At 72.1% G+C, this 23,476-nt stretch carries 28 protein-coding genes and 1 tRNA gene; 8 read left to right on the top strand and 21 right to left on the bottom strand.

Going from position 1 to position 23,476, the window contains the following annotated elements:
* On the bottom strand, window positions 1–564 hold a 564-nt coding region (locus HTZ82_RS32590), incomplete at its 3' end, for a hypothetical protein (RefSeq protein WP_254712166.1).
* Here HTZ82_RS32590 and HTZ82_RS32585 point away from each other — a divergent pair.
* On the top strand, window positions 512–820 hold the full coding sequence (locus HTZ82_RS32585; RefSeq protein ID WP_309235732.1) for a CAP domain-containing protein: 309 nt from the start codon (window positions 512–514) through the stop codon (window positions 818–820). The two genes, HTZ82_RS32590 and HTZ82_RS32585, sit on opposite strands and share 53 nt — an antisense overlap.
* A gap of 84 nt (window positions 821–904) precedes the next feature.
* On the opposite strand, the gene HTZ82_RS28080 is transcribed toward HTZ82_RS32585, so the two are convergent.
* Window positions 905–1,495 (bottom strand): flavodoxin family protein, encoded by a 591-nt coding sequence (locus HTZ82_RS28080; RefSeq protein ID WP_175412184.1) that lies wholly within the window; start codon window positions 1,493–1,495, stop codon window positions 905–907.
* Window positions 1,496–1,595: 100 nt separating this feature from the next.
* Between HTZ82_RS28080 and HTZ82_RS28075 the strand changes: the two genes are divergently transcribed.
* On the top strand, window positions 1,596–1,997 hold the full coding sequence (locus HTZ82_RS28075; RefSeq protein WP_175412183.1) for a helix-turn-helix domain-containing protein: 402 nt from the start codon (window positions 1,596–1,598) through the stop codon (window positions 1,995–1,997).
* 34 nt (window positions 1,998–2,031) lie between these two features.
* Here HTZ82_RS28075 and mutM read toward each other — a convergent pair whose 3' ends face one another.
* The 9 genes from mutM to HTZ82_RS28030 all read right to left on the bottom strand — a co-directional run bounded on the left by mutM (window position 2,032) and on the right by HTZ82_RS28030 (window position 11,332).
* The gene (gene mutM / locus HTZ82_RS28070) at window positions 2,032–2,901 is read right to left on the bottom strand and encodes a bifunctional DNA-formamidopyrimidine glycosylase/DNA-(apurinic or apyrimidinic site) lyase (RefSeq protein WP_175412182.1); all 870 of its coding nucleotides are present in this window, start codon (window positions 2,899–2,901) and stop codon (window positions 2,032–2,034) included.
* A gap of 100 nt (window positions 2,902–3,001) precedes the next feature.
* A complete protein-coding gene (gene rnc, locus HTZ82_RS28065) occupies window positions 3,002–3,886 on the bottom strand; it encodes a ribonuclease III (RefSeq protein WP_175412181.1) in 885 nt (294 codons plus the stop codon).
* Window positions 3,887–3,893: 7 nt separating this feature from the next.
* The gene (rpmF, locus tag HTZ82_RS28060) at window positions 3,894–4,067 is read right to left on the bottom strand and encodes a 50S ribosomal protein L32 (RefSeq protein WP_003957604.1); all 174 of its coding nucleotides are present in this window, start codon (window positions 4,065–4,067) and stop codon (window positions 3,894–3,896) included.
* Between the two features lie 2 nt (window positions 4,068–4,069).
* Window positions 4,070–4,771, bottom strand: a complete 702-nt coding sequence (locus HTZ82_RS28055; RefSeq protein WP_175412180.1) for a DUF177 domain-containing protein — start codon at window positions 4,769–4,771, stop codon at window positions 4,070–4,072.
* Window positions 4,772–4,877: 106 nt separating this feature from the next.
* Window positions 4,878–5,999, bottom strand: a complete 1,122-nt coding sequence (locus HTZ82_RS28050) for an ATP synthase F0 subunit B (protein ID WP_175412186.1) — start codon at window positions 5,997–5,999, stop codon at window positions 4,878–4,880.
* Window positions 6,000–6,098: 99 nt separating this feature from the next.
* The gene (coaD, locus tag HTZ82_RS28045) at window positions 6,099–6,608 is read right to left on the bottom strand and encodes a pantetheine-phosphate adenylyltransferase (protein ID WP_175412179.1); all 510 of its coding nucleotides are present in this window, start codon (window positions 6,606–6,608) and stop codon (window positions 6,099–6,101) included.
* Window positions 6,605–7,189 carry a 16S rRNA (guanine(966)-N(2))-methyltransferase RsmD gene (gene rsmD / locus HTZ82_RS28040; RefSeq protein ID WP_175412178.1) on the bottom strand — a complete coding sequence of 195 codons (585 nt, stop codon included), beginning with the start codon at window positions 7,187–7,189 and terminating at the stop codon, window positions 6,605–6,607. Before rsmD ends, coaD begins: the two co-directional genes overlap by 4 nt.
* A gap of 90 nt (window positions 7,190–7,279) precedes the next feature.
* On the bottom strand, window positions 7,280–9,472 hold the full coding sequence (gene recG / locus HTZ82_RS28035; protein ID WP_175412177.1) for an ATP-dependent DNA helicase RecG: 2,193 nt from the start codon (window positions 9,470–9,472) through the stop codon (window positions 7,280–7,282).
* Between the two features lie 231 nt (window positions 9,473–9,703).
* Window positions 9,704–11,332, bottom strand: a complete 1,629-nt coding sequence (locus HTZ82_RS28030; protein ID WP_175412176.1) for a DAK2 domain-containing protein — start codon at window positions 11,330–11,332, stop codon at window positions 9,704–9,706.
* Between the two features lie 252 nt (window positions 11,333–11,584).
* Between HTZ82_RS28030 and rpmB the strand changes: the two genes are divergently transcribed.
* Window positions 11,585–11,770 (top strand): 50S ribosomal protein L28, encoded by a 186-nt coding sequence (gene rpmB / locus HTZ82_RS28025; RefSeq protein WP_003957616.1) that lies wholly within the window; start codon window positions 11,585–11,587, stop codon window positions 11,768–11,770.
* A gap of 106 nt (window positions 11,771–11,876) precedes the next feature.
* On the opposite strand, the gene thiD is transcribed toward rpmB, so the two are convergent.
* Together thiD and HTZ82_RS28015 are read right to left on the bottom strand one after the other, a co-directional pair.
* Window positions 11,877–12,683 (bottom strand): bifunctional hydroxymethylpyrimidine kinase/phosphomethylpyrimidine kinase, encoded by an 807-nt coding sequence (gene thiD / locus HTZ82_RS28020; RefSeq protein WP_175412175.1) that lies wholly within the window; start codon window positions 12,681–12,683, stop codon window positions 11,877–11,879.
* A complete protein-coding gene (locus HTZ82_RS28015; protein WP_175412174.1) occupies window positions 12,680–13,642 on the bottom strand; it encodes a thiamine-phosphate kinase in 963 nt (320 codons plus the stop codon). The genes thiD and HTZ82_RS28015 overlap by 4 nt, the downstream gene beginning before the upstream one ends.
* A 262-nt stretch (window positions 13,643–13,904) precedes the next feature.
* On the opposite strand from HTZ82_RS28015, the gene HTZ82_RS28010 reads away from it, so the two are divergent.
* Complete coding sequence (locus HTZ82_RS28010) at window positions 13,905–14,138, top strand: Lrp/AsnC family transcriptional regulator (protein ID WP_175412173.1); 234 nt, start codon at window positions 13,905–13,907, stop codon at window positions 14,136–14,138.
* Window positions 14,139–14,161: 23 nt separating this feature from the next.
* Window positions 14,162–14,650, top strand: coding sequence for a DUF3515 domain-containing protein (locus HTZ82_RS28005; protein ID WP_175412185.1), 489 nt, complete (start codon window positions 14,162–14,164; stop codon window positions 14,648–14,650).
* A gap of 22 nt (window positions 14,651–14,672) precedes the next feature.
* On the opposite strand, the gene HTZ82_RS28000 is transcribed toward HTZ82_RS28005, so the two are convergent.
* From HTZ82_RS28000 to HTZ82_RS27990, 3 genes are all read right to left on the bottom strand, one after another.
* Window positions 14,673–15,821, bottom strand: coding sequence for a D-alanine--D-alanine ligase family protein (locus tag HTZ82_RS28000; RefSeq protein ID WP_175412172.1), 1,149 nt, complete (start codon window positions 15,819–15,821; stop codon window positions 14,673–14,675).
* A 62-nt stretch (window positions 15,822–15,883) separates the two neighbouring features.
* The gene (locus HTZ82_RS27995) at window positions 15,884–16,894 is read right to left on the bottom strand and encodes an NAD(P)H-dependent glycerol-3-phosphate dehydrogenase (RefSeq protein WP_175412171.1); all 1,011 of its coding nucleotides are present in this window, start codon (window positions 16,892–16,894) and stop codon (window positions 15,884–15,886) included.
* Entirely contained in the window at window positions 16,891–17,643 is a 753-nt protein-coding gene (locus tag HTZ82_RS27990; protein WP_175412170.1) for a 1-acyl-sn-glycerol-3-phosphate acyltransferase, read from the bottom strand. Before HTZ82_RS27990 ends, HTZ82_RS27995 begins: the two co-directional genes overlap by 4 nt.
* A 170-nt stretch (window positions 17,644–17,813) precedes the next feature.
* Here HTZ82_RS27990 and cofC point away from each other — a divergent pair, with 170 nt between their 5' ends.
* Together cofC and HTZ82_RS27980 are read left to right on the top strand one after the other, a co-directional pair.
* Entirely contained in the window at window positions 17,814–18,461 is a 648-nt protein-coding gene (gene cofC, locus HTZ82_RS27985; protein ID WP_254712160.1) for a 2-phospho-L-lactate guanylyltransferase, read from the top strand.
* 10 nt (window positions 18,462–18,471) lie between these two features.
* The gene (locus HTZ82_RS27980) at window positions 18,472–18,675 is read left to right on the top strand and encodes a hypothetical protein (RefSeq protein WP_175412168.1); all 204 of its coding nucleotides are present in this window, start codon (window positions 18,472–18,474) and stop codon (window positions 18,673–18,675) included.
* Between the two features lie 136 nt (window positions 18,676–18,811).
* Here HTZ82_RS27980 and HTZ82_RS27975 read toward each other — a convergent pair whose 3' ends face one another.
* The 4 genes from HTZ82_RS27975 to leuC form a co-directional block, all read right to left on the bottom strand.
* Window positions 18,812–19,435 carry an HU family DNA-binding protein gene (locus HTZ82_RS27975; protein ID WP_175412167.1) on the bottom strand — a complete coding sequence of 208 codons (624 nt, stop codon included), beginning with the start codon at window positions 19,433–19,435 and terminating at the stop codon, window positions 18,812–18,814.
* Window positions 19,436–19,576: 141 nt separating this feature from the next.
* Complete coding sequence (locus tag HTZ82_RS27970; RefSeq protein ID WP_175412166.1) at window positions 19,577–19,804, bottom strand: hypothetical protein; 228 nt, start codon at window positions 19,802–19,804, stop codon at window positions 19,577–19,579.
* 428 nt (window positions 19,805–20,232) lie between these two features.
* Window positions 20,233–20,826, bottom strand: coding sequence for a 3-isopropylmalate dehydratase small subunit (gene leuD, locus HTZ82_RS27965; protein WP_175412165.1), 594 nt, complete (start codon window positions 20,824–20,826; stop codon window positions 20,233–20,235).
* 6 nt (window positions 20,827–20,832) lie between these two features.
* Window positions 20,833–22,263, bottom strand: a complete 1,431-nt coding sequence (leuC, locus tag HTZ82_RS27960; protein ID WP_175412164.1) for a 3-isopropylmalate dehydratase large subunit — start codon at window positions 22,261–22,263, stop codon at window positions 20,833–20,835.
* Between the two features lie 189 nt (window positions 22,264–22,452).
* Here leuC and ndgR point away from each other — a divergent pair, with 189 nt between their 5' ends.
* Window positions 22,453–23,169 carry an IclR family transcriptional regulator NdgR gene (gene ndgR / locus HTZ82_RS27955; protein ID WP_175412163.1) on the top strand — a complete coding sequence of 239 codons (717 nt, stop codon included), beginning with the start codon at window positions 22,453–22,455 and terminating at the stop codon, window positions 23,167–23,169.
* A 150-nt stretch (window positions 23,170–23,319) separates the two neighbouring features.
* Here ndgR and HTZ82_RS27950 read toward each other — a convergent pair.
* A tRNA-Glu gene (locus tag HTZ82_RS27950) sits at window positions 23,320–23,392 on the bottom strand.
* Between the last annotated feature and the right edge of the window lie 84 nt (window positions 23,393–23,476).

Here is a 23,476-nt window from a genome sequence, read left to right as displayed (position 1 = left end):
GCGCGCCGCGCTGCCGGTGCGCGGCGGGCTGCTCGGCGCGTCCGCGGCGATGGCCGTGGGTGCCGTCGCTGTCACGTCGGGTCTGCTACCCGGCGGCGAGAAGTTCATCCTCGGCAGCGGCTCGTCCGGAGAGCGGATACGTTCCGACAGCGCCCCCGAGCTGAACGCGCAGGGCCGGTCCACGACCGGTCCCGCCCTGGGCGGCACCACACCGTCGGCCTCCCCCACGTCCGGTACGTCGCCGTCCGCGGCGTCGCCTTCGGCGAGCCCGTCGCAGAAGCCGAAGCCGACACCCACGGCGCCCTCGTCGTCCCCGGCGAAGCCGAAGACCGCGTCGCCGACGCCGACGCCGACCAGGTCGGCCCCGGCCCCGAGCCGTATGGCGACGGCCGAGCCCGAGAAGACGAGCGCCCCGCCCGCGTCGCGCACGGCGACGAGCCGGGTGGCGGCGGCGGAGGCCGCGGTCCTGGACCTGGTCAACACGGAGCGGGCGAAGGCGGGCTGCCGTCCGGTGCGGGCGTCGGCGGAGCTGGGCGCGCTGGCCAGGGCGTTCAGCCAGGACATGGCGGCGCGTGACTTCTTCTCGCACACCGACCCGGACGGCGACTCGCCGTGGGACCGCGCGGCCCAGGCGGGCGTCGAGGGCCTGGGCGGCGAGAACATCGCCCGCGGCCAGGCGGACGCGGCGGCCGTGATGGAGTCCTGGATGAACAGCGAGGGCCACCGCGCGAACATCCTGAACTGCGACTTCACCACGCTGGGCGTGGGCGTCCACTTCGGGGACGGCGGTCCCTGGTGGACCCAGAACTTCGGCTTCTGAGCCGCTGTCGAACGCGTCGCGCCGGGGGCCCCGTCACCTGAGTGGTGTCGGGGCCCCCGGCGTATGTGGGGACGGGGAGGCGGGTCAGGCCGTGGTGGCGGCGCGGCCGGCGGCGAAGGTGCGGGCGGTCTGGGCGACGCGGCGGCCGAGGTGCTCGGCGGTGGCCAGGTCCGACTTGTGGACGGCCTCCGGGCCCTCGTCGTTGTTGGTCTGGGCGCCGGCGCCGGAGAAGAAGCCGAGGCGGTTGATGTCGGTCTCGGAGCCCGTGCTGACGTTCCAGCCGGGCTTGAGGCCGAGGTTCACCCAGTGCATGCCGTGCTGGGCGGCGAGGGTCTGGAAGAACTGCAGGGTGTGCAGCTTGTCGCCGCTCTTGGAGCCGGAGTTGGTGAAACCGGCCGCGAGCTTGTCCTGCCAGGCGTCGGAGAACCAGCGCTGGGAGGTGGCCTCGGCGAAGGTGTGGAAGGCGCCGGACGCGGTGCCCATGTAGGTGGGCGAGCCGAACACGATCGCGTCCGAGGCGTCCAGCAGCTCCCAGTCGGCGTCGGTGAGGGCGTCGACCTTGAGGAGGTGGACGGTGGCACCGGTGGAGGCGGCTCCTTCGCGTACGGCCTCGGCGAGTACGGCGGTGTGGCCGTAGCCGGAGTGGTAGGCGATCGAGACGACGGGCGTGGTCATACGGGTCTCCTGGTTCTGCGTCGGCGGACCCGAGCAGCGAAGCACTAACTTTTCGAAAGCGCAACCCCTAAGTCAGCGCTATAGGGGTATGGTGTGGGGTATGGCAGAAGCGGTGGCAGCAGCTGTGGCCCGCGACGAGGACCTCGCCTACGACGTGTTCGCGAGGGACTGCCCGTCGCGCGGCACGCTGGAACACGTGACGGGGCGCTGGGGCGCCCTGACCCTGGGCGCGCTGTACGAGGGCAGCCTGCGCTTCAACGAGCTGCGGCGCCGGGTGGACGGCGTCAGCGAGAAGATGCTCTCGCAGACGCTGCACGCGCTGGAGCGGGACGGCCTGGTGCACCGCGAGGCACAGCCCACGAACCCGCCGCGCGTGGACTACGAGCTGACGCCGCTGGGCCGCGATGTCGCCGAGCGGCTGCTGGGGCTCATCCATCTGGTGGAGGGCCGCATGCCGGAGGTGCTGGCGGCCCGCGAGACCTACGACGCCACGCGCGCGTAGCGTCCGCCCCACCGCCACGCGCGCGTAGCCGCCGTCAGGCGCGGGGCGGCACGGCGCGCGGTGGGCGCTGGCAGCGGGGGCAGAAGTAGCTGGACCGGTTCATCCACGGCCGCCTGCGCATCGCCGTACCGCAGCGGCGGCACGGCTCGCCCTCCCGCCCGTAGGCGTCCAGGGACCGGTCGAAGTACCCGGACTCGCCGTTCACGTTGACGTACAGGCTGTCGAAGCTGGTTCCGCCGACCTCAAGGGCCTCCTTCATCACGTCCCGGACGTGGCGCAGCAGCTCGTCCGAGCGGGGCCGGGTGAAGCCGGCCGTTGGCCGGTCGTAGTGGAGGCGGGAGCGCCAGAGGGCCTCGTCCGCGTAGATGTTGCCGACGCCGCTGATCAGGCTCTGGTCGAGCAGGGCCCGCTTGACGGTCGTACGGCGCGTCCGCAGCGCCCGGTGGAAGGCGTCGTCGTCGAAGGCCGGGTCGAGGGGGTCGCGGGCGATGTGCGCGATGACGTCGGGCAGCCCGTCCGGCGTCGTGTCGTGCAGCGAGAGCCCGCCGAAGGTGCGCTGGTCGACGAAGCGCAGCTCGGTCCCCGTGGCGTCGTCGAACCGTACGCGGACGCGCAGGTGCTTCTCGTCCGGCGCGTCCTCGGGCTGTACGAGGAGCTGGCCGCTCATCCCGAGGTGCCCGAGCACGGCCGCCTCGCCGTCGTCCAGCGGCAGCCACAGATACTTGCCGCGCCGCCGCGCCACCCCGAAGCGGTGGCCCTTCAGACGGCCCGCGAAGTCCTCACCGCCCGCGAGGTGGCGCCGTACGGCCCGCGGGTGCAGCACCTCGACGGAGGCGACGGCACGGCCGCTCACCCACCGTTCCAGGCCACGCCGGACGACTTCGACCTCGGGCAGCTCGGGCACGGACGGCACTCCTCGGTACGGAAGGCTGGAAAGTCGGACAACGGACAACGGAAGACCCCGCCGTACCGGAAGGGTACGGCGGGGCCGGAAACGTGAGCGGTCAGGCCGAGGCCGGATCCGCGGCGGGTTCCGCGCCGGCGGTGCCGGCGGCGTCGAGTCCCTCGGCTGCGGGAGAGGGGTCGGCGGCCTCTCCGTCAGCCGCGGTCTCGGCAGCGGCCTTGGCCGCGGCCTCCCGTTCGTCCGCGGCGGCGCGGATGGCCCGCCACGCGGACTCCGCTGCCTGCTGCTCCGCTTCCTTCTTGCTGCGGCCGGTGCCGGTGCCGTACGAGACACCACCGACGCGGGCAGCAGCAGTGAAGGTCTTCTCGTGGTCCGGGCCGGTCTCGCTGACCAGGTACTCCGGAACGCCGAGGCCTTCGGCCGCGGTGAGTTCCTGGAGGCTGGTCTTCCAGTCCAGTCCGGCACCGAGGTTCGAGGACTTCTCGATCAGCGGGTCGAAGAGCCGGTGCACCAGCTCGGACGCCGCGTCGAGGCCCTGGTCGAGATAGACAGCGCCGATCACCGCTTCAAGGGTGTCGGCGAGGATGGAAGCCTTGTCCCGGCCTCCGGTGCCCTCTTCACCACGGCCCAGCCGGATGAAGGCGCCCAGATCGAGGCCGCGGCCGACCTCCGCCAGTGCACGCGAGTTGACCACCGCGGCCCGCAGCTTGGCCAGCTGGCCTTCGGGCAGGTCGGGGTGGGTGCGGTACAGCGTGTCCGTGACCACCAGGCCGAGCACGGAGTCCCCGAGGAACTCCAGACGCTCGTTGGTGGGCAGGCCGCCGTTCTCGTACGCGTACGAGCGGTGGGTCAGCGCACGCACCAGAAGGGCGGACTCGAGCTGATAGCCGAGCCGCCCTTCCAGAAGCGTGTGGGACGAGGCCGTGTTCTCCGCCTGCTTCTTGGCGTCATCCGCCATGTTGGGGCTGGACACGGTGCCTCTCACCAGCCGCTCAGACCGCGAGGACCTGGCGCTTGTTGTACGTGCCGCAGCTGGGGCACGCGATGTGCTGCTGCTTCGGCTCCTGGCAACGCTCGCACGAAACCAGGGTGGGGACCGCAGCCTTCCACTGCGACCGGCGGTGGCGCGTGTTGCTGCGCGACATCTTCCGCTTCGGAACAGCCACGGCTACTTCTCCTGCTTCTCGTCGACGCCCGGTTCGGCGCCGCTCATGTCGTCCTTCTCACCGGTTCCGAGTGAATCGGCGAGTCCCTGCAGTGCCGCCCAACGCATGTCGACGGCGTCATGGTGGTGGTCCGGGTCGTCGTTGAGGCTGACCCCGCACTCGGGGCACAGTCCCGCACAGTCCTCCCGGCACACCGGCTGCATCGGCAGTGCGAGCACCACCGCATCACGCAGCACGGGTTCGAGGTCGAACATGCCGTCCTCGAGGGGGATCATGTCCTCGTCCTCGGCGTCATCGCCGGGCTCCGCCTGCTTGCTGCGGCCCCGGTCGTCGGCGTCGGGGTACGAGAACATCTCCTGGAAGTCCGCCTCGACATCGAGTCGCAGCGGCTCCAGACACCTTACGCACTCCCCCTCGGCCGACGCACGGGCGGTGCCTGTGACGAGCACCCCTTCCATGACCGACTCGAGGCGGAGTTCGAGCTCGACGGGCGAGCCCTCCGGTACGCCGATGACTTCGTCGATCCCGAGGTCGGCCGGGGCCGCGACCTCGCGGGCGAGCCGCTGGAGCGCACCGGGACGCCGCCCCAGCTCGTGTGTGTCGAACACGAGGGGGTTGCGGTGGTCGAGGCGCGTGCTCAGGGCTCTTCCTGCTTTCGAGAATCTGCTCGGATCGTGAAGGGTGCCGGCCCGTTCGTACCGCATGGAGGGCGAAGCGGGCAGCCAGGATCGCGGACGTACTCGCGACCGAAGAGCCAGGATACTTGACCTTCCGCTCAGCGCCCAATCCGGGCGGCGGGGGCGGTCCGGCTCAGTGCCCCTGGCCGTGGCCCTGGCCGTGCTCCTGCTCGTAGCGCCGCAGCTGGTCCAGGTCGATCATGCTGGTGTCGAAGAAGCTCGTCTCGTCGAGCGCCGCGGTCTGCTGGGGCTGGGCGGGCGCCTGCGGCTGGTGGTGCTGCTGGTACGCGTACGGGTCGGGCTGCTGCTGCCCGTAGCCCTGGGCGTAGCCGTTCGGGTCGTAGGCCTGCTGCTGGTACGCGTAGGGGTCCTGCTGCTGGTAGCCGTACGCGTCCTGGGGCTGCTGGACCGCCGCGTAGCCGTACGGGTCGGGCTGCTGCGCCGGGGGCGGCGGGGCCTGCTGGGGGATGGCGGGGGCGGCGGCCGGGGCGGCGTGCGCGGCGTGCGCGGCGGCCGGATCCGGGTCGGCGAGCTCGGCGAGGCCGGCCAGGTAGTCGGCGTCGCTGGTGTGCAGCTGCTGCGCGCCCGCCGCGTCCTGGGCGGCCATGTGCTCGCCCAGCGCGTCGGACGCGATCCGGCCGTGCAGCTTCTGGCGGCCGCGCCCGACGGCCTCCAGGGTCTTGCTGAGGACCGCCTCGAAGGCGCCGAGCTTGGCGTCCACGTAGTCGTCGGCGCGCTGGATCAGGGTCTGCGGGTCGGCGCTGTACTCAGGGGCGTCCTCGTCGGCGTACCCCTGCTCGTCGAGGCCGGGGCCGCGGCCGAGGAGCTTCTCGCGGCCGCGGTCGACGGAGCCGATGGTCTTGGTGAGGACGACCTCGAAGTTGGCGAGCTTGGAGTCGACGTAGTCGTCGGCCTCGGCGCGGATCTCCTCGGCCTCGCGGCGGGCCTCGGCGAGGATGCGGTCGGCCTCGTCCTGCGACTGGCGGGCGACCTGGGTGTCGGAGATCAGCGAGCCGCGCTCGGCGTGCGCGGCCTGGATGATCCGCTCGGCCTCGCGGCGGGCCTCCTCGACCAGCTGCTCGCGGCCGCCGATGAGCTCCTGGGCCTGGGCCAGGGAGCCGGGCAGGGCCTCGCGGAGCTCCTCCAGCATGGCGAGCAGCTCGGCGCGGTTGACCACGCAGGAGGCCGACATGGGCATGGAACGGGCGTTCCCGACCGCCTCGACGATGTCGTCGAGCTTCTTGTGCACGTCCACCGTGTGCTCGCCACTCTCTACAGCCGGATTGGACACGGACGGGACGACTGTACGGCCAGTCGGCGCCCGCCCGACACCGGATGACAGCCCGTCAGTGGATCACTTTTCGCGGAGGCGGGCGGTCAGGGCCTCGTGGACGACCGGCGGCAGCAGGTGCGAGACGTCACCGCCCCAGGCGGCGACCTCCTTGACGAGCGAGGAGGACAGGAAGCTGTAGGTGGGGTTGGTGGGGACGAAGAGCGTCTCGACACCGGTGAGGCCGTTGTTCATCTGGGCCATCTGGAGCTCGTAGTCGAAGTCGCTGACCGCGCGCAGTCCCTTGACGATGGCGGGGATGTCGCGCTCCTTGCAGAAGTCGACCAGCAGGCCGTGGTGCGACTCGACCACGACGTTGTCGAACTCCTCGGTGACGCGGCGGATGAGGTCCATCCGCTCCTCGACGGTGAACAGGCCCTTCTTGGACTGGTTGATCATCACCGCGACGTGCACGACGTCGTACAGCTTGGAGGCGCGGGCGATGATGTCGAGATGTCCGTTGGTGATGGGGTCGAACGACCCCGGACAGACTGCTCGGCGCAACTGAAGTCCCTCGCTCTCCGGTCCGGTCATGGCGCGTCTTCGCACGTAGAGGCGGCGCGACCGTACCAAAACGTTCCCTCGCCGTAGCGACGGGACCGCAGCGGCTCGAACCCCTCCGGCCAGCCGAACTCCCCGCCTCTGGTGCTGCGCTCCACGGTGACGAGCGCATCGTCGGCGAGCCAGCCCTGAGCCCGGAGTGTGAGGAGTATCTCGCCAAGATCGTCGTCCGTGACGGCGTACGGCGGGTCGAGGAAGACCGCGTCGTACGGGGTCGTGGGCGGCGGTCCTGCCAGCACCTGCTGGGCCTTGCCGGTGCGGACCTCGGCGCCGGGCAGGCCGAGCGAGCGGACGTTCTCGCGGACCGTGCGGGCGGCCCGGCCGTCCGCCTCGACGAGCAGGACGTGGGCGGCGCCGCGCGAGAGCGCCTCCAGGCCGACGGCGCCCGAGCCGGCGTACAGGTCGGCGACGCGGATGCCGTCGAGGGTGCCGAGCAGGGACTCCCAGGTCGAGAACAGGCCCTCGCGCGCGCGGTCCGACGTGGGGCGGGTGCCGGTGCCCGGCGGGACGGCCAGGCGGCGTCCGCCGGCGGCACCGGCGATCACGCGGGTCATGTCTGTTCGGTCCTTGTCGGTCGTGCGGTGGGCGACCAAGTGGTCGCTTTTCCGTCCACGATATGGGCTCGCCGCTCCTTCCGGGGCGGCTCAGCCCTTGTCGAGGTACTCCGCGCGGTCCTTGTCGAGGAGGGCGTCGAGTGCGGTGCGCAGCTCGGGGTGGCGCTCAAGGCCGGGGTCGGCCCTGACCAGGGCGTCGGCCTCGGCGCGGGCGGCGGCGATGACCTCCTCGTCCTCGATGACGGCGAGCATGCGCAGCGACGAGCGGGCGCCGGACTGGGCCTGGCCGAGCACGTCGCCCTCGCGGCGCTGTTCGAGGTCGATACGGGACAGCTCGAAGCCGTCGAGGGTGGCGGCGACGGCGGCGAGCCGCTGCCGGGCGGGCGTGGCCTCGGGCATGTCGGTGACGAGGAGGCACAGGCCGGGCGCCGAGCCCCGGCCGACACGGCCGCGGAGCTGGTGCAGCTGGGACACGCCGAACCGGTCGGCGTCCATGATCACCATGACGGTGGCGTTGGGGACGTTGACGCCGACCTCGATGACGGTGGTGGCGACGAGGACGTCGGTGTCGCCCGCGGCGAAGCGGCGCATGACGGCGTCCTTGTCGTCGGGGTGCATGCGGCCGTGCAGGACCTCGACACGCAGCCCCGCGAGGGGGCCCTTGGCGAGCTGCTCGGCGACGTCGGCGACGGCGAGGGGCGGACGCTTCTCGGCGTCGTCGGGGGCGGCTTGCTTGGCGGGCTTCTTCGCGGAGCCGTCCTCGTCCTCGTCGTCCCCGATGCGGGGGCAGACGACGTACGCCTGGTGGCCGCCCTCGACCTCCTCGCGGACCCGTTCCCAGGCGCGGGCCAGGAAGTGCGGTTTGTCCTGCGCGGGCACGACATGGCTGGCGATCGGGGACCGGCCGGCGGGCAGCTGGTCGAGTACGGAGGTCTCCAGGTCGCCGAAGACGGTCATGGCGACCGTGCGCGGGATGGGTGTGGCGGTCATGACGAGCAGGTGCGGGGGCTGTTTGCCCTTGCCGCGCAGGGCGTCGCGCTGCTCCACGCCGAAGCGGTGCTGCTCGTCGACGACGACGAGACCGAGGTCGTGGAACTGGACCTTGTCCTCGATCAGGGCGTGCGTGCCGATGACGATGCCGGCCTCGCCGGTGGCGAGGTCCAGCAGGGCGTGGCGGCGGGCGGCGGCGCCCATGGAGCCGGTGAGCAGCACGACCTTGGTGGCGTGCTCGGAGCCGCCGAGCATGCCTCCTTCGGCCAGGTCGCCCATCATCTCCGTGATGGACCGGTGGTGCTGCTGGGCGAGGACTTCGGTGGGGGCGAGCAGCGCGGTCTGGCCGCCGGCGTCGACGACGGCCAGCATGGCCCGCAGTGCGACGAGGGTCTTGCCGCTGCCGACCTCGCCCTGGAGGAGGCGGTGCATGGGGTGGTCGGTGGCGAGGTCCGCGAAGATCTCGGCGGAGACGGCGCGCTGGCCGTCGGTGAGGGTGAAGGGCAGGCGGGCGTCGAACGTGTCGAGGAGGCCGCCGGGCGCGGGCTTCCTGGGGACGGCGGGGAGCTGCGCGTCGGCGTACCGGCGGCGGGCGAGTGCGACCTGGAGGACGAACGCCTCGTCCCACTTCAGGCGGTCGCGGGCGTCGGCGATGTCCGCCTTCGTACGGGGGCGGTGGATCTTCTGGAGGGCGTCGGGCAGCTCGACCAGGCCCCGGCCCTCGCGGAGAGCGGGCGGCAGCGGGTCGGCGGCGTCGCGTGCGCGGGGCAGGACCGCGTCGACGGCCTTGGCGATCTTCCAGGACTCCAGTTTGGTGGTGGCGGGGTAGATCGGGATGAGGGCGCCGGCCCAGGAATCCACGGCGTCGGCGCCGTCGTCGCCGCGCAGCAGCTCGTACGCGGGGTGCGCGAGCTGGAGCCGGCGGTTGAAGAGCGACACCTTGCCGGCGAACATCGCGCGCGTGCCGGGGAGGAGGTCCTTGTGGGGCTTGTGGACGCCCTTGCCGAAGAAGACCAGTTGCAGACGTCCGCTGCCGTCGGTGATGGTCACCTCAAGGCGCTGGCCGCGCCCGCGTGACCCGTTGAACGTGTGCACCCGGGCGTCCGCGACCTGCGCGACGACGGTGACGTGCTCGTCGAGGGGCAGGTCGGACAGGGTGGTCAGCTCACCGCGCTCGGCGTAGCGCCGGGGGTAGTGGTGGAGCAGGTCACCGACCGTGTGCAGGTCGAGATGCTCGGCCATCACCTTGGCGGTGGCGGGGCCGAGGACCTTGGTCAGCGGCTCGCTCAGCACGGGGACAGCACCTCGTCTCGGCTCACGGCCCCGGCGGCCCGCCCACGGTTCCGCGAGCGCTGCCGGGGGTCCGGGGGTCGTCCCCCGGAAAAGCACAGCGCGGTGGCGGGGCCGAGGACCTTGGTCAGCGGCTCGCTGAGCACCGTGGCTCCCTTCGTCGTTCCTGCACCCCCGGATGCCCGGGAAAACACAGCCACCTGCCATTGCACACCACCGGACTGACAACGGGCGCTATTCGACGCCGATCAGGAGCGGGGACGGCTGGCGGCCGCCGTGGTGGACGCAGGTGTCCACGGCCAGGTGGTGGGCCCGGACATGGGCCTCCAGGTGGTCAGCGAGTGCGGGCGGGGCGTCGTCGGCGAGGACCAGCGTGACGAGTTCGCCGCCCGCCGCGAGCATCCGGTCCAGGACCGTGCGGGCCGTGTCGGCCAGGTCGTGGCCGATGACGGCGACGTCGCCGTCGATGAGCCCGAGGACGTCGCCGGCCTGGCAGACGCCGGCGGACGTGAAGGACTGGTGCTCGGCGACGGCGAGTTCGCCGTAGCGGGTCGCTCCGGCCGCGGCGGTCATGGCGACGACGTCCTCGTCGAACCGGCGGCCCGGCTCGTGCACGGCGAGCGCGGCGATGCCCTGGACGGCGGCCCTGGTGGGGATGAGCGCGACGCGGACGCCCTCGGCGCGGGCCTGCTCGGCGGCCGCCGCGGCGGTGTGCCGCAGTTCGGCGGCGTTCGGCAGCAGCACCACTTCGCGCGCGTGGGCGCGCCGGATGGCGTCGAGGAGCTCCCCGCTCGCCGGTGGCTCGCCCGGCCTGGCCGGCACGGTGGTGGCGCCCGCGTCGGCGTACAGCGCGGCGAGGCCGTCGCCGGGTACGACGGCGACGACGGCGCGCTGGACGGGTTCCGCCGGCGCCGAGGAGGCCGCAGACGAAGCAGCGCCCGCCTCGGCGGCGAAGTGCGTGATGCGGATGCGGTGCGGCCGCCCGGCCTCGACGCCCGCCTCGACCGCAGCGCCCGCGTCGTCCACGTGGACGTGGACGTTCCACAGTCCGTCGCCGCCCACGACGACCAGGGAGTCGCCGAGCGCGTCGAGGCGGGCGCGCAGCCGGTCCACGGCGGCGTCGTCGGCCTCCAGGAGGTAGATCACCTCGTACGCGGGCCCGCCGGGCGCCCTGCAGGCCTCCTCGTGCGGGGTCACCACGTGCCGCTGCGGCCGGGGCGCCCGGGCCGGAGCCTCCCCGGTCACCGCCTCGACCAGGGCGCCCAGGACCGTGACCAGTCCCCGTCCGCCTGCGTCCACGACACCGGCCTCCGCCAGGACCGCGAGCTGCCCGGGCGTGGCGTCCAGGGCGGCGCGCGCCCCCTCGTACGCGGCGCGGGCCACCACCGCCGGGTCGGAGTTCACGGCACCGGCCGCGTCGGCCGCCGCCGACGCGACGCTCAGGATGGTGCCCTCAACGGGGTGGGCCACGGCCTGCCGGGCCGAGGCGGCCGCGGTGCGCAGGGCGCCGGCGAGGTGCTCCCCGTCGCTGCCCCGCGCCAGCACGTCGGCCATGCCGCGCAGCAGCTGCGCCAGGATCGTGCCGGAGTTGCCGCGGGCGCCGAGCAGCGCGCCGTGCGCCATGGCCCGTACGGCGTCCTCGAAGGCGGGCGGAGCGGAGTCGTGGGAGGAGTCGTGGGCGGTGAAGACGGCCTCCACGGCCTGGCACGCCGACTCGACGGTGAGGTAGAGGTTGGTGCCGGTGTCGCCGTCCGGGACGGGGTAGACGTTGATCGCGTCGATCTCCTCGCGCTCCCGGCCGAGGGCGTCCAGCGCCAGCGTGCACCAGGTACGGACCGCTGCGGATTCGACAGTCTGCGGCACCTGGTGATCCTCCTCGCACGGTGGGCTGCACCGCAGGGTAGACCCCGTGGGCAGGGGGGAGCCGGGGCGGGGGCCCGGCCGACCGTGGTAGTTTCGTTCTACCGAAGCGGCCGTTGTATGCTGCTCCGGTTGCCCGATGAGAATCGGGCCGTTCCCCGGCAACGCCACTTCAGTCACCGACCTGATGTCACCGATCTGATTCCGGCTCGCCGGATTTCACTGTAAGTGCATCTGAAGTCTTTGGAGTGACCCGTGGCTGCCAACTGCGACGTCTGCGGCAAGGGGCCGGGCTTCGGCAACAACATTTCGCACTCGCACCGCCGTACGTCCCGTCGCTGGAACCCGAACATCCAGCGCGTGCGTGCCGTGGTCGGTCGGACGCCGAAGCGGCTCAACGTCTGCACCTCGTGCATCAAGGCCGGCAAGGTCTCGCGCTAACCGCGACGTTTCGTCGTAGCGCAGCCTCTGCGGTTGCCTTGAAAGCCGGTCCACCTCTCGGTGGGCCGGCTTTTCGCCGTATCCGGGCACGCGAGGAGAGGCCCCGCTAGGAGCGGAACCGCCAGCCGTGGTCCACGGGCCCGATCCCGGCGCCCAGCGCGAACCCGGCCGCGATGGCCCCGGTGACGTACTCCTTGGCGTCCCGTACGGCCTCCGGCACGGGCAGGCCCTTGGCCAGGCCCGCGGCCACCGCGGAGGCGAGGGTGCAGCCCGTGCCGTGGGTGTGCCGGTTGTCGTGGCGCGGGGCCCGCAGCCAGTGCTCCTCGTGCCCGTCCGTGAGCAGGTCCACGGCGTCCGCGTCGCCCGACAGGTGCCCGCCCTTGATGAGCGCCCAGCGGGGCCCGTACTCCAGGATCATGTCGGCGGCCCGCCGCAGGTCGTCCTCCTTCTCGACCCGTACGCCGGTGAGCTGGGCCACCTCGTCCAGGTTCGGGGTCGCGACCGTGGCCACGGGCAGCAGCCGTTTCCGTACGGACTCCAGGGCCGACGCGGCGAGCAGCGCGTCGCCGTGCTTGGAGACGCCGACGGGGTCGACGACCACGGGTGCGTCCGTGCCGGCGAGGAGTGCGGCGACGGTCTCGACGAGCGGGGCGGAGGCCAGCATGCCGGTCTTGACGGCCTGGACGCCGATGTCGTCGACGACACTGCGGTACTGGGCGCGTACGGCGTCCTCGGGCAGTTCCCAGGCGCCCTGGACGCCCAGGGAGTTCTGGGCGGTGACGGCGGTGATCACGCTCATGCCGTGCACGCCGAGTGCCAGCATCGTCTTGAGGTCGGCCTGGATGCCGGCGCCACCGCCCGCGTCGGATCCGGCGACGGTCAGGACGCGGGGAGGAGCCGTACGGGAGGTCACTCGTGACCCCCGAAGTGGTCCCAGCCGCCCTTGGTGTGCCAGGGCGCCCCGTCCACGGTGACCTGTGGCAGCGCGGACGGGTTGAGCACCTCGCCGATCACCTTCCACCGGGCGGGCAGCTTCACGTCGGGCGGGAAGGTGGCGACGATCGCGTGGTCCTCTCCCCCGGTGAGCACCCACTGGAGCGGGTCGACACCGACGGCCTGGCCGATGTCGTTCATCTGCGTCGGAATGTCGATGGCGGACGAGCGCAGGTCGATACGGACCTTGCTGGCCTCCGCGATGTGCCCGAGGTCCGCGATCAGTCCGTCGCTGACGTCGCACATGGCGGTGGCGCCGAGCCCGGCCGCGGCCGGCCCGGCGTGGTACGGGGGTTCCGGGCGGCGGTGGGCCTCGACGAAGGCGCGGGGGGAGCGGAAGCCGCGGGAGAGCACGGCGTATCCGGCGGCGGACCAGCCGAGCCAGCCGGTGTAGGCGACGACGTCGCCGGGCTGGGCGCCGCCGCGCGTGACGGGATCGTGGTTGCGGAGGTCGCCGAGCGCGGTGATGGAGACGGTGATGGTGTCGCCGCGTACGACGTCGCCGCCGACGACGGCCGCGCCCGCGACCTGGCACTCGTCCCGCAGCCCGTCCATCAGCTCGCTGGGCCAGGTGGCGGGCAGTTCGGCGGGGACGACCAGGCCGAGGAGCAGCGCGGTGGGGACGGCGCCCATGGCGGCGATGTCGGCGAGGTTCTGGGCGGCGGCCTTGCGGCCGACGTCGTACGCGGTGGACCAGTCGCGCCGGAAGTGGCGGCCCTCCAGCAGGATGTCCGTGCTGGCGACCACCCGCCGGTCGGGGGCGGCGACGACGGCGGCGTCGTCGCCCGGCCCGATCCGTACCGCCGGGGTGGTGGTGAGCCGGGAGGTGAGCTCCCTGATCAGCCCGAACTCCCCGAGTTCGCCGACAGTGCCCTTCACCGAGGTCCACCTCTCCATGTCGTCGTGGGCTCACCGTACGACCGGTTGGTCCCGGTGCGGTTGCGGTCGCGAGCCGTCACTGCTGTAGGTACGGTCATTGAGACGGGCGAAGCCGTCAACTTCTGTCTTCGTGCGCCACGCTGCGAGCACCGCCGGACCTGTGGGTCTCCCCGTCGCCCGCGGCGACGCGGTACCGTGGCGTCCCTTTCTTCCCCGGGTACTCCCAGCCCGGAATGATCCTCGTGGCCGCCCTGGAGGGTTCGTGGTACAGGCGTACATCCTGATTCAGACCGAGGTGGGCAAGGCGTCGACGGTCGCCGAAACCATCTCGAAGATCCCCGGCGTGATCCAGGCCGAGGACGTCACGGGCCCGTACGACGTGATCGTGCGCGCCCAGGCCGACACGGTCGACGCACTGGGCCGCATGGTGGTCGCCAGGGTCCAGCAAGTGGAAGGGATCACGCGCACCCTGACCTGCCCGGTCGTTCACCTGTAGCCCCCGTCTACGCTGAGCCGGTGATGTCCTCTCACCGGCTTTTCCGTCTGCCCGCCGCGGTCGCCGCCGTCGCCGCGGCCGCGCTGCTGCCGACGGTCGCGGGCTGCTCCCCCACGGACGCGAACGCGTCGGTCCCGGTTCCCAGCCCGGCCGCGGAGGAGGCCGCCCTCTGCCGTGCGCTGCAGAAGGAGCTTCCGGACACGGTCGCCGGCCTGGAGCGGAGCGGTACGGAGCCGGCTTCCGAGCTGACCGCCGCGTGGGGGGACGGGGCGATCGTACTGCGCTGCGGTGTGCCCCGGCCCGCCAGGATGAGCGATCCGCAGGCGGACGCGGTGTCGGCGGAGGGCGTCGACTGGCTGGTGGAGCAGCGCGAGGGCGACGGGCCGCGGTTCACGACCACGTACCGCAAGGCGTATGTGGAGGTGTCGCTGGACCGGAGGTTCGCGCACGACGTGGGCCCGCTGGTGGCGTTCGCCGGGCCGGTGGCCCGGGCGGTCCCGCCGAGCCTGTGACCGGCCCGGCGGGACGGGGGGTTCAGCGCAGGCCGGTCGGGCGGCGCAGGGCCGCCTGGATGAGGCGGTCGATGAGCTCCGGGTAGCTGACGCCGGACGCCTCCCACATGCGCGGGTACATCGAGATCGGCGTGAAGCCCGGCATGGTGTTGATCTCGTTGATCACGAACTCGCCGTCGTCGGTGAGGAAGAAGTCCGCGCGGACCAGGCCCTCGCAGGACGTGGCCTCGAACGCGGCGACGGCGAGGCGCTGCACCTCGGCGGTCTGCTCGGGGGTGATCGGGGCCGGGACGACACCGGACGCGGAGTCGATGTACTTGGCCTCGAAGTCGTAGAACTCGTGGTCGCTGACGGGCGGGATCCAGGCGGGGGCGCTGGCGCGCGGGCCGTCCTCGAACTCCAGGACGCCGCATTCGATCTCGCGGCCGGTCAGCAGCGACTCGACGATGATCTTCGGGTCGTGGCGGCGGGCCTCGGCGATGGCCGCGTCGAGGCCGGACTCGTCGTCGACCTTGGTGATGCCGATGGAGGAGCCGGCGCGGGCGGGCTTCACGAACAGCGGCCAGCCGTGCTCGCCGGCGAAGTCCACGACGCGCTTGCGGGCGCCCGACGGGTCCTGCTCCCACTCGCGGGGGCGGATCACCTCGTACGGGCCGACGGGCAGGCCGAAGGAAGTGAAGACGCGCTTCATGTACTCCTTGTCCTGGCCGACCGCCGAGGCGAGGACGCCGGCGCCGACGTAGGGGAGGCCGGCGAGCTCCAGCAGTCCTTGGAGGGTGCCGTCCTCGCCGTACGGGCCGTGCAGCACGGGGAAGACGACGTCGACCTCGCCGAGGGCCTTGGGCACGGAGCTGGGCTCCGTGTAGACGATCTCCCGGCTGGTGGGGTCGGCGGACAGGACGACGGTGCCGTCGCCGGGTTCCGCGAGGTCGGTGACGCTGGGCAGCGTCCGGTCGGCGATGGCCATCCGCTCCGGGGCGTCGGCGGTCAGCGCCCAGCGGCCTTCGGTGGTGATGCCGATGGGCAGCACGTCGTATGCCGTCCGGTCGATGGCGCGCAGGACGGCGCCGGCCGTGACGACGGAGATGGCGTGCTCGGAGCTGCGTCCGCCGAAGACGACGGCCACGCGCGGCTTGCGCCCGGGGGTGGTGGGGAGTTTCTCGCTGCTCATATCGCGATGAGACTACCCGCTCGGGGGGTGCGGGGGGCATCCCCCCACGCCCCCCGAGTGGCTCAACGCCGTTCGGGCTTGGCGCTGCGCGACATCAGCTCCTTGAGGGCCACCACGGGGGGCTTGCCCTCGTGGACGATGCCGACGACGGTCTCCGTGATGGGCATGTCGACGCCGTGGCGGCGGGCCAGGTCGAGCACCGACTGGCAGGACTTGACGCCTTCGGCGGTCTGCCTGGTGACCGCGATGGTCTCCTCCAGGGTCATGCCCTTGCCGAGGTTGAAGCCGAAGGTGTGGTTGCGGGACAGCGGCGACGAGCATGTGGCGACCAGGTCGCCGAGGCCGGCGAGGCCGGAGAAGGTGAGCGGGTCGGCGCCCATGGACAGGCCCAGGCGTGTGGTCTCGGCGAGGCCGCGCGTGATGAGCGAGCCCTTGGCGTTGTCGCCCAGGCCCATGCCGTCCGCGATGCCGACGGCGAGGCCGATGACGTTCTTGACGGCGCCGCCGAGTTCGCAGCCGACGACGTCGGTGTTCGTGTACGGGCGGAAGTACGGCGTGTGGCACGCGGCCTGGAGCCGCTGGGCGGCGGCCTCGTCGGTGCAGGCGACGACGGAGGCGGCCGGCATGCGGGCGACGATCTCCTTGGCGAGGTTCGGCCCGGTGACCACGGCGACGCGGGCCGCGGGCACGTCGGCGACCTCCGCGATGACCTCGCTCATCCGCTTGCACGTGCCGAGTTCGATGCCCTTCATCAGGGACACGAGGACGGTGTCGGGGGCGAGCTTCGGCGCCCAGGCGGCGAGGTTGCCGCGCAGTGTCTGGGAGGGGATGGCCAGCACCGTGAAGTCGGCGTCGGCCGCGGCCTCGGCGGGGTCGGTGGTGGCGCGCAGCGAAGCGGGGAGTTCGACGCCCGGGAAGTAGTCCGGGTTGGTGCGCGTGGTGTTGACGGCGTCGGCGAGCTCCTGGCGGCGCCCCCAGAGGGTCACGTCGCAGCCGGCGTCGGCGAGGACCATGCCGAAGGCCGTACCCCATGAGCCGGTTCCGAAGACGGCTGCCTTGACGGGGCGTGTCACTTGGCTTCCTCCCCTGCGGACCTGCGGCGCTGTTCCAGCCGGGCCCTGCGGTGATCGTACGGCTCTTCGGGGGCCTTCTCGCCGCGGATGTCCTCCAGGAGCGCGGTGATGGCCCGCATGATCTCCTCGGTGGCCTCGCGGAGGACCTCGTTGGTGGGCTCCTCGCCGTAGAACCGGGACAGGTCGACGGGCGGTCCCGCCAGCACGGTGAGGGTCTTGCGGGGGAAGAGGCGGAGCCTCTTCTCCTTGGCGTAGGGCGGCATCGCCAGGTTGGCGCCCCACTGGGCGACGGGGATGACGGGCACCTTGGTGAGCAGCGCGACGCGTGCGGCGCCGGTCTTGCCGGCCATGGGCCACATGGCGGGGTCGCGGGTGAGGGTGCCCTCGGGGTAGAAGGCGACGCACTCGCCCCGTTCGATGGCGGCGACGGCGGCGCGGAAGGCGTCCAGGGCGTTGGTCGTCTCGCGGTAGACGGGGATCTGCCCGGTGCCGCGGAGCATCATGCCGACGAACGCGCCCTTGAACAGGCCGGCCTTCGCCAGGAAGCGCGGTACGCGGCCGGTGTTGTACTGGAAGTGCGCGTACGACAGCGGGTCGAGATACGAGTTGTGGTTGACGGCGGTGATGAATCCGCCCTCGGCCGGAATGTGCTCCATTCCGCGCCAGTCCCGCTTGAACAGAACCACCAGCGGCGGTTTAGCGATGACCGCCGCGAGGCGGTACCAGAAGCCGATTCTGCGGCGGGACACGCGGACACCTTCCTGTGGGACTGCTGGTCGTACTCGTCGGTACTCGTGATGCCGGGGGTCAAGTGTCGCCCCATGCCCCTGGTCTGTCGAGAACACCGTACGCCCCGCCCGCGGGAGGGGCTCTCCGGGTCGTTCCCCAGCCGTGTCGGGGCCGGGACAGAATGGCCCGGATGGATACGGAGGAAAAGTCCCGCCGCTGGTCACTGGTGGTGCCGTTGAAGCCGCTCGCGCTGGCCAAGAGCAGGCTGGCGGGCGCGTTCCCGGCGCCGCAGCGGCAGCGGCTGGCGCTGGCGTTCGCGCAGGACACGGTGGCGGCCGCGCTGGCCTGCGGCGCGGTACGGGATGTGGTGGTCGTCACGGACGACGGCGCCGCCGCCGTGGTGCTGCGCGCGCTGGGCGCCCGGGTGGTGCCGGACCGCCCGGCGGCGGGGCTCAACGCGGCGCTGGCGTACGGGGCGGAGACGGTACGGGCCCGGCGGCCCGGGGCGCCGGTGGCGGCGCTGAACGCGGACCTGCCCGCGCTGCGCCCGGCGGAACTGGGCCGGGTGCTGGCGGTGGCGGGGCGTTTTCCCCGGGCGTTTCTCGCGGATGCCGCCGATATCGGTACGACGTTCCTGTCGGCGGCGCCGGGAATTGAATTGCGCCCGGCTTTCGGGGGTGCGTCGCGGCTGCGGCATTTGTCGTCGGGCGCGGTGGAAATCCGGCTCGGCGGCGTGGGCTCGGTGCGGCGGGACGTGGACACGGCCGACGACCTGCGGGAGGCGCTGGCGCTGGGCGTGGGCCCGTGCACCGCGGACCGGCGGACGGCGGCCGGGTAGGCTGCGGTTCATGCAGGCGACCGCGTACACATACGACCCCGAGACCCGCAGCGGGAGTGTGCTGCTCGACGACGGCACCCCGGTCGAGTTCGGCGCGGAGGCGTTCGACGCGGGCGGTCTGCTGCTGCTGCGCCCGGGACAGCGGGTGCGGATCGAGACGGAGGGGCAGGGCGGCTCCCTGCGGATCACGCTGGTGACGCTCCAGACGCTCTGAGCCCGGCCGGACATCGGCCTGGCCTCGTCGGCCTGGCTTCGTCGGTCTGGGCCGGCCTGGGCCGGACACACCGCGGGCCGGGCTCCCCGAAGGGAGTCCGGCCCCGCGCGTGAGTGGCTCCGTACCGCTGCGCGGCTTACCTCTTCCTGGCGGCGGTCTTCTTGGCCGTGGTCTTGCGCGCCGTGGTCTTCTTGGCGGGCGCCTTCTTGGCCGCGGCCTTCTTCGCCGGGGCGGTCTTCTTCGCCGTGGTCTTCTTGGCGGCGGCGGTGGTCTTCTTCGCCGGCGCGGCCTTCTTGGCGGGTGCCGCCTTCTTGGCCGTGGCCTTCTTCGCCGCGGCCTTCTTGGCGGGTGCCGCCTTCTTCGCGGCGGCCTTCTTGGTCACGGCCTTCTTGGCGGCGGCCTTCTTCGCGGCGGTCGCCGTCGGGCCGGTCAGGCTGCCCTTGGGGGCCTTCTTCACGGCGACCTCGCCGCCCTTGGGCAGCTTCTTGGAGCCGCTGACCAGGTCCTTGAAGCCCTGACCGGCGCGGAAGCGCGGAACGGAGGTCTTCTTGACCCGGACGCGCTCGCCCGTCTGCGGGTTGCGGGCGTAGCGGGCGGGACGCTCGACCTTCTCGAACGAGCCGAAGCCGGTGACCGAGACCCGGTCACCGGCGACCACGGCACGGACGATCGCGTCCAGCACCGCGTCGACAGCATCGGCGGCCTGCTGGCGGCCGCCCATCTTGTCGGCAATCGCTTCTACGAGCTGCGCCTTGTTCACGTCTTCCCCTTCGGAGACATTGCCGGAACGAAAGTGTTCAAGCTTTTTCGCACGTTAGGCAGATATATACCGCAAATCAAACACGAAACGGGCTAATCACCCTTGTGCCGCAACGCAGTAGGTCGCCGCGCACTTCGGATGTCAGTCCCCTTCAGGGAATCGGCCCTCGTCGAGGTCCTTCATCAACCGGTCGAGACGCCTTGCCGCGTCCGCGAGATCGTGCTTCGCCGCTGCCGTGACGACCAGCAGCTTCCGGGACAGCGCCATCCTTACGCCCTCCGGGACTTGCAGTGCGCGCACACGGGCGTGCGCTTCTTTCAGCCGGGCTGCGACGGCCTCGTAGAGCTCGAGTTGGCTGTCGCGTTCCATGCACCGATTGTGCCATCTGGGGCGAGTTGTCGCCTCCGTAGGGGGTAACTGGCCTGCGCCGGAGGCGTTTCGGGCTGCGGCGGAGGCCGGCTCATCCGGTACCGGGCGAATGCCCAACTACCTGCGGGGCAAACCGGATTGACCACATCGGGGGAGGCTGTTCGGGCGCGCCGGAAGGGACTTCGGGGAGTCTTCGGCGGTGTCAGCCGGATGGCCGCCAGGGCGGGGTTCCGGACGGGGGAACGGGCGCCGGAAGGGCGCTTTCACGCCAACGCGGAGGGGCGCGTCGGCGGCACGTCGTCCGGGCGAGTTGGCGACATGGCGGTGCCCCCGGCCGAGGGCTTCGGCCGGGGGCACCGGGTGTCGCGCGGGGCTGGCCCTGGGGCCCTGGGGCGCTGGGGCCCTGGGGCGCTCCGGGCGCCCTGGGGTCAGACCGGCAGGGTGCGCGGCTTGTGGGACGGGCGCTTCGCTTCGTACGCGGCGATGTCCGCCTCGTTCTGGAGCGTGATGCTGATGTCGTCGAGGCCGTTGAGCAGCCGCCAGCGGGCGTTCTCGTCGAGTTCGAAGTCGGCCGTGACGCCTTCGGCGCGGACCTGGCGGCTCTCCAGGTCGACGGTGATCTCGGCGTTCGGGTCGGCTTCGGTCAGTTCCCACAGGGCGTCCACGGTCTTCTGGTCGAGGACCACCGTGAGCAGGCCGTTCTTCAGCGAGTTGCCGCGGAAGATGTCGGCGAAGCGGGAGGAGACGACGGCTTTGAAGCCGTAGTTCTGCAGGGCCCAGACGGCGTGCTCGCGGGAGGAGCCGGTGCCGAAGTCGGGGCCGGCGACCAGGACGGTGGCGCCCTGCCGCTCGGGGCGGTTGAGGACGAACTCCGGGTCCTTGCGCCAGGCCTCGAACAGCCCGTCCTCGAAGCCGTCGCGCGTGACCTTCTTGAGCCAGTGCGCGGGGATGATCTGGTCGGTGTCGACGTTGCTGCGGCGCAGCGGGACGGCGCGGCCGGTGTGCGTGGTGAAGGCTTCCATGGTTCCTCAGACCCCCGCGGGAGTGGTGACGACGGCGTCGGACAGGTCGGCCGGGGAGGCCAGGTGGCCCAGGACCGCGGTGGCGGCGGCGACCTGCGGCGAGACCAGGTGGGTACGGCCGCCCTTGCCCTGCCGCCCCTCGAAGTTGCGGTTGGAGGTGGACGCGGAGCGCTCACCGGGGGCGAGTTGGTCGGGGTTCATGCCGAGGCACATGGAGCAGCCGGCGTGCCGCCATTCGGCCCCGGCCTCCTTGAAGACCTTGTCCAGGCCCTCGTCGACGGCCTGCAGGCCCACGCGCGCGGAGCCGGGGACCACCAGCATCCGTACGCCGTCGGCGATTTTGCGGCCTTCCAGGACGGCGGCCGCGGCGCGCAGGTCCTCGATGCGGCCGTTGGTGCAGGAGCCGACGAAGACGGTGTCGACCTTGATGTCGCGCAGCGGCTGCCCGGCGGTCAGGCCCATGTACTCCAGGGCCTTCTCGGCGGCGAACCGCTCCGATGCGTCTTCGTACGAAGCGGGGTCGGGGACGGACGCCGAAAGCGGCGCGCCCTGGCCGGGGTTGGTGCCCCAGGTGACGAACGGGGACAGCTCGGCGGCGTCGATGACGACCTCGGCGTCGAAGACGGCGTCGTCGTCGGTGCGCAGCGTCTTCCAGTACGCGACGGCGGCGTCCCAGTCCTCGCCCTGGGGGGCGTGGGCGCGGCCCTTGAGGTACGCGAAGGTGGTCTCGTCGGGGGCGATCATGCCCGCGCGGGCGCCGGCCTCGATGGACATGTTGCAGATGGTCATGCGGGCCTCCATCGAGAGTTTCTCGATGGCGGAGCCCCGGTACTCCAGGACGTATCCCTGGCCGCCGCCGGTGCCGATCTTCGCGATGATCGCCAGGATCAGGTCCTTGGCGGTGACGCCGTCGGGCAGTTCGCCGTCGACGGTGATGGCCATGGTCTTGGGGCGGGCCATGGGCAGCGTCTGGGTGGCCAGGACGTGCTCGACCTGGGAGGTGCCGATGCCGAAGGCCAGCGCGCCGAACGCGCCGTGCGTGGAGGTGTGGGAGTCGCCGCAGACGACGGTCGTGCCGGGCTGGGTCAGGCCCAGCTGGGGGCCGACGACGTGGACGACGCCCTGCTCGACGTCGCCCAGCGGGTGCAGGCGCACGCCGAACTCGGCGCAGTTCTTGCGCAGGGTCTCCAGCTGGGCGCGGGAGACGGGGTCGGCGATGGGCTTGTCGATGTCGAGGGTCGGGGTGTTGTGGTCCTCGGTGGCGATGGTGAGGTCGAGCCGCCGCACCTGCCGGCCGCCCTTGCGGAGGCCGTCGAAGGCCTGGGGGCTGGTCACCTCGTGCAGCAGGTGCAGATCGATGAAGAGAAGATCGGGCTCGCCCTCGGCGCGCCGGACGACATGGTCGTCCCAGACCTTCTCCGCGAGTGTCCTACCCATCGCTTTCCCTCCGGCCGGCGTGGTGAGCCGGCGATCTAGAGATATGTGCGCCCGCGCCCGTCACTCCCCGTGATGTCACGTTCTGGACGCCGGCAGCGGACCCGTGGATCCCGGGCCGCCCCTCCAGGTTGGCAAGATCCCGGAAAAATTGAACTTGCGTTTCACAGAGTGAGACGTGAATATCGTTGCATGGACAACAGTAGCGGCGTAGGCGTTCTCGACAAGGCAGCACTGGTTTTGAGCGCCCTGGAGTCCGGTCCGGCCACCCTCGCCGGGCTCGTAGCGGCGACCGGACTCGCACGACCCACGGCCCACCGGCTGGCCGTGGCTCTGGAACACCACCGGATGGTGGCGAGGGACATGCAGGGCAGGTTCATCCTGGGCCCGCGGCTGGCCGAGCTGGCCGCCGCGGCCGGTGAGGACCGCCTGCTGGCGACGGCGGGCCCGGTGCTCACGCATCTGCGGGACGTGACCGGGGAGAGCGCGCAGCTCTACCGGCGCCAGGGCGACATGCGGATCTGCGTGGCGGCCGCCGAGCGGCTGTCGGGCCTGCGGGACACGGTCCCGGTGGGTTCGACGCTCACGATGAAGGCCGGCTCGTCGGCGCAGATCCTGATGGCCTGGGAGGAGCCGGAGCGCCTGCACCGCGGCCTCCAGGGCGCCCGCTTCACGGCGACGGCCCTGTCGGGCGTACGGCGCCGGGGCTGGGCCCAGTCGATCGGTGAGCGCGAGCCGGGCGTGGCGTCGGTCTCCGCGCCCGTACGGGGCCCTTCGAACCGTGTGGTGGCCGCCGTGTCCGTCTCGGGCCCGATCGAGCGTCTGACACGCCACCCGGGCCGTATGCACGCCCAGGCGGTCATCGACGCGGCCGCGCGTCTGACGGAGGCGCTGCGCCGGTCGAGCTGAGGCCCGTACGTCCATGATCTGTCACCACCGGCCCACCGCTTCAACGCCGCAGCGGTGGGCCGGTGTTGTGTCTCTGTTCTGTTGTGGCACACGTCTGTCGTGGCACGCGAAGAAGCCCTCCCCGTGATGGGGAGGGCTTCCTTCATCGCGTACCCCCGACCGGATTCGAACCGGCGCTACCGCCTTGAGAGGGCGGCGTGCTAGGCCGCTACACAACGGGGGCGTGGATCACTTGCGCAATCCCGCTGGCCTACCTGGACTCGAACCAAGACTAACTGAACCAGAATCAGTCGTGCTGCCAATTACA

The organism is Streptomyces sp. TRM64462 (assembly GCF_013362995.1).
Taxonomy (GTDB): domain Bacteria; phylum Actinomycetota; class Actinomycetes; order Streptomycetales; family Streptomycetaceae; genus Streptomyces.
Note: the sequence above shows the minus strand (reverse complement) of the source record. Positions and strands in the feature narration are given on the sequence as shown.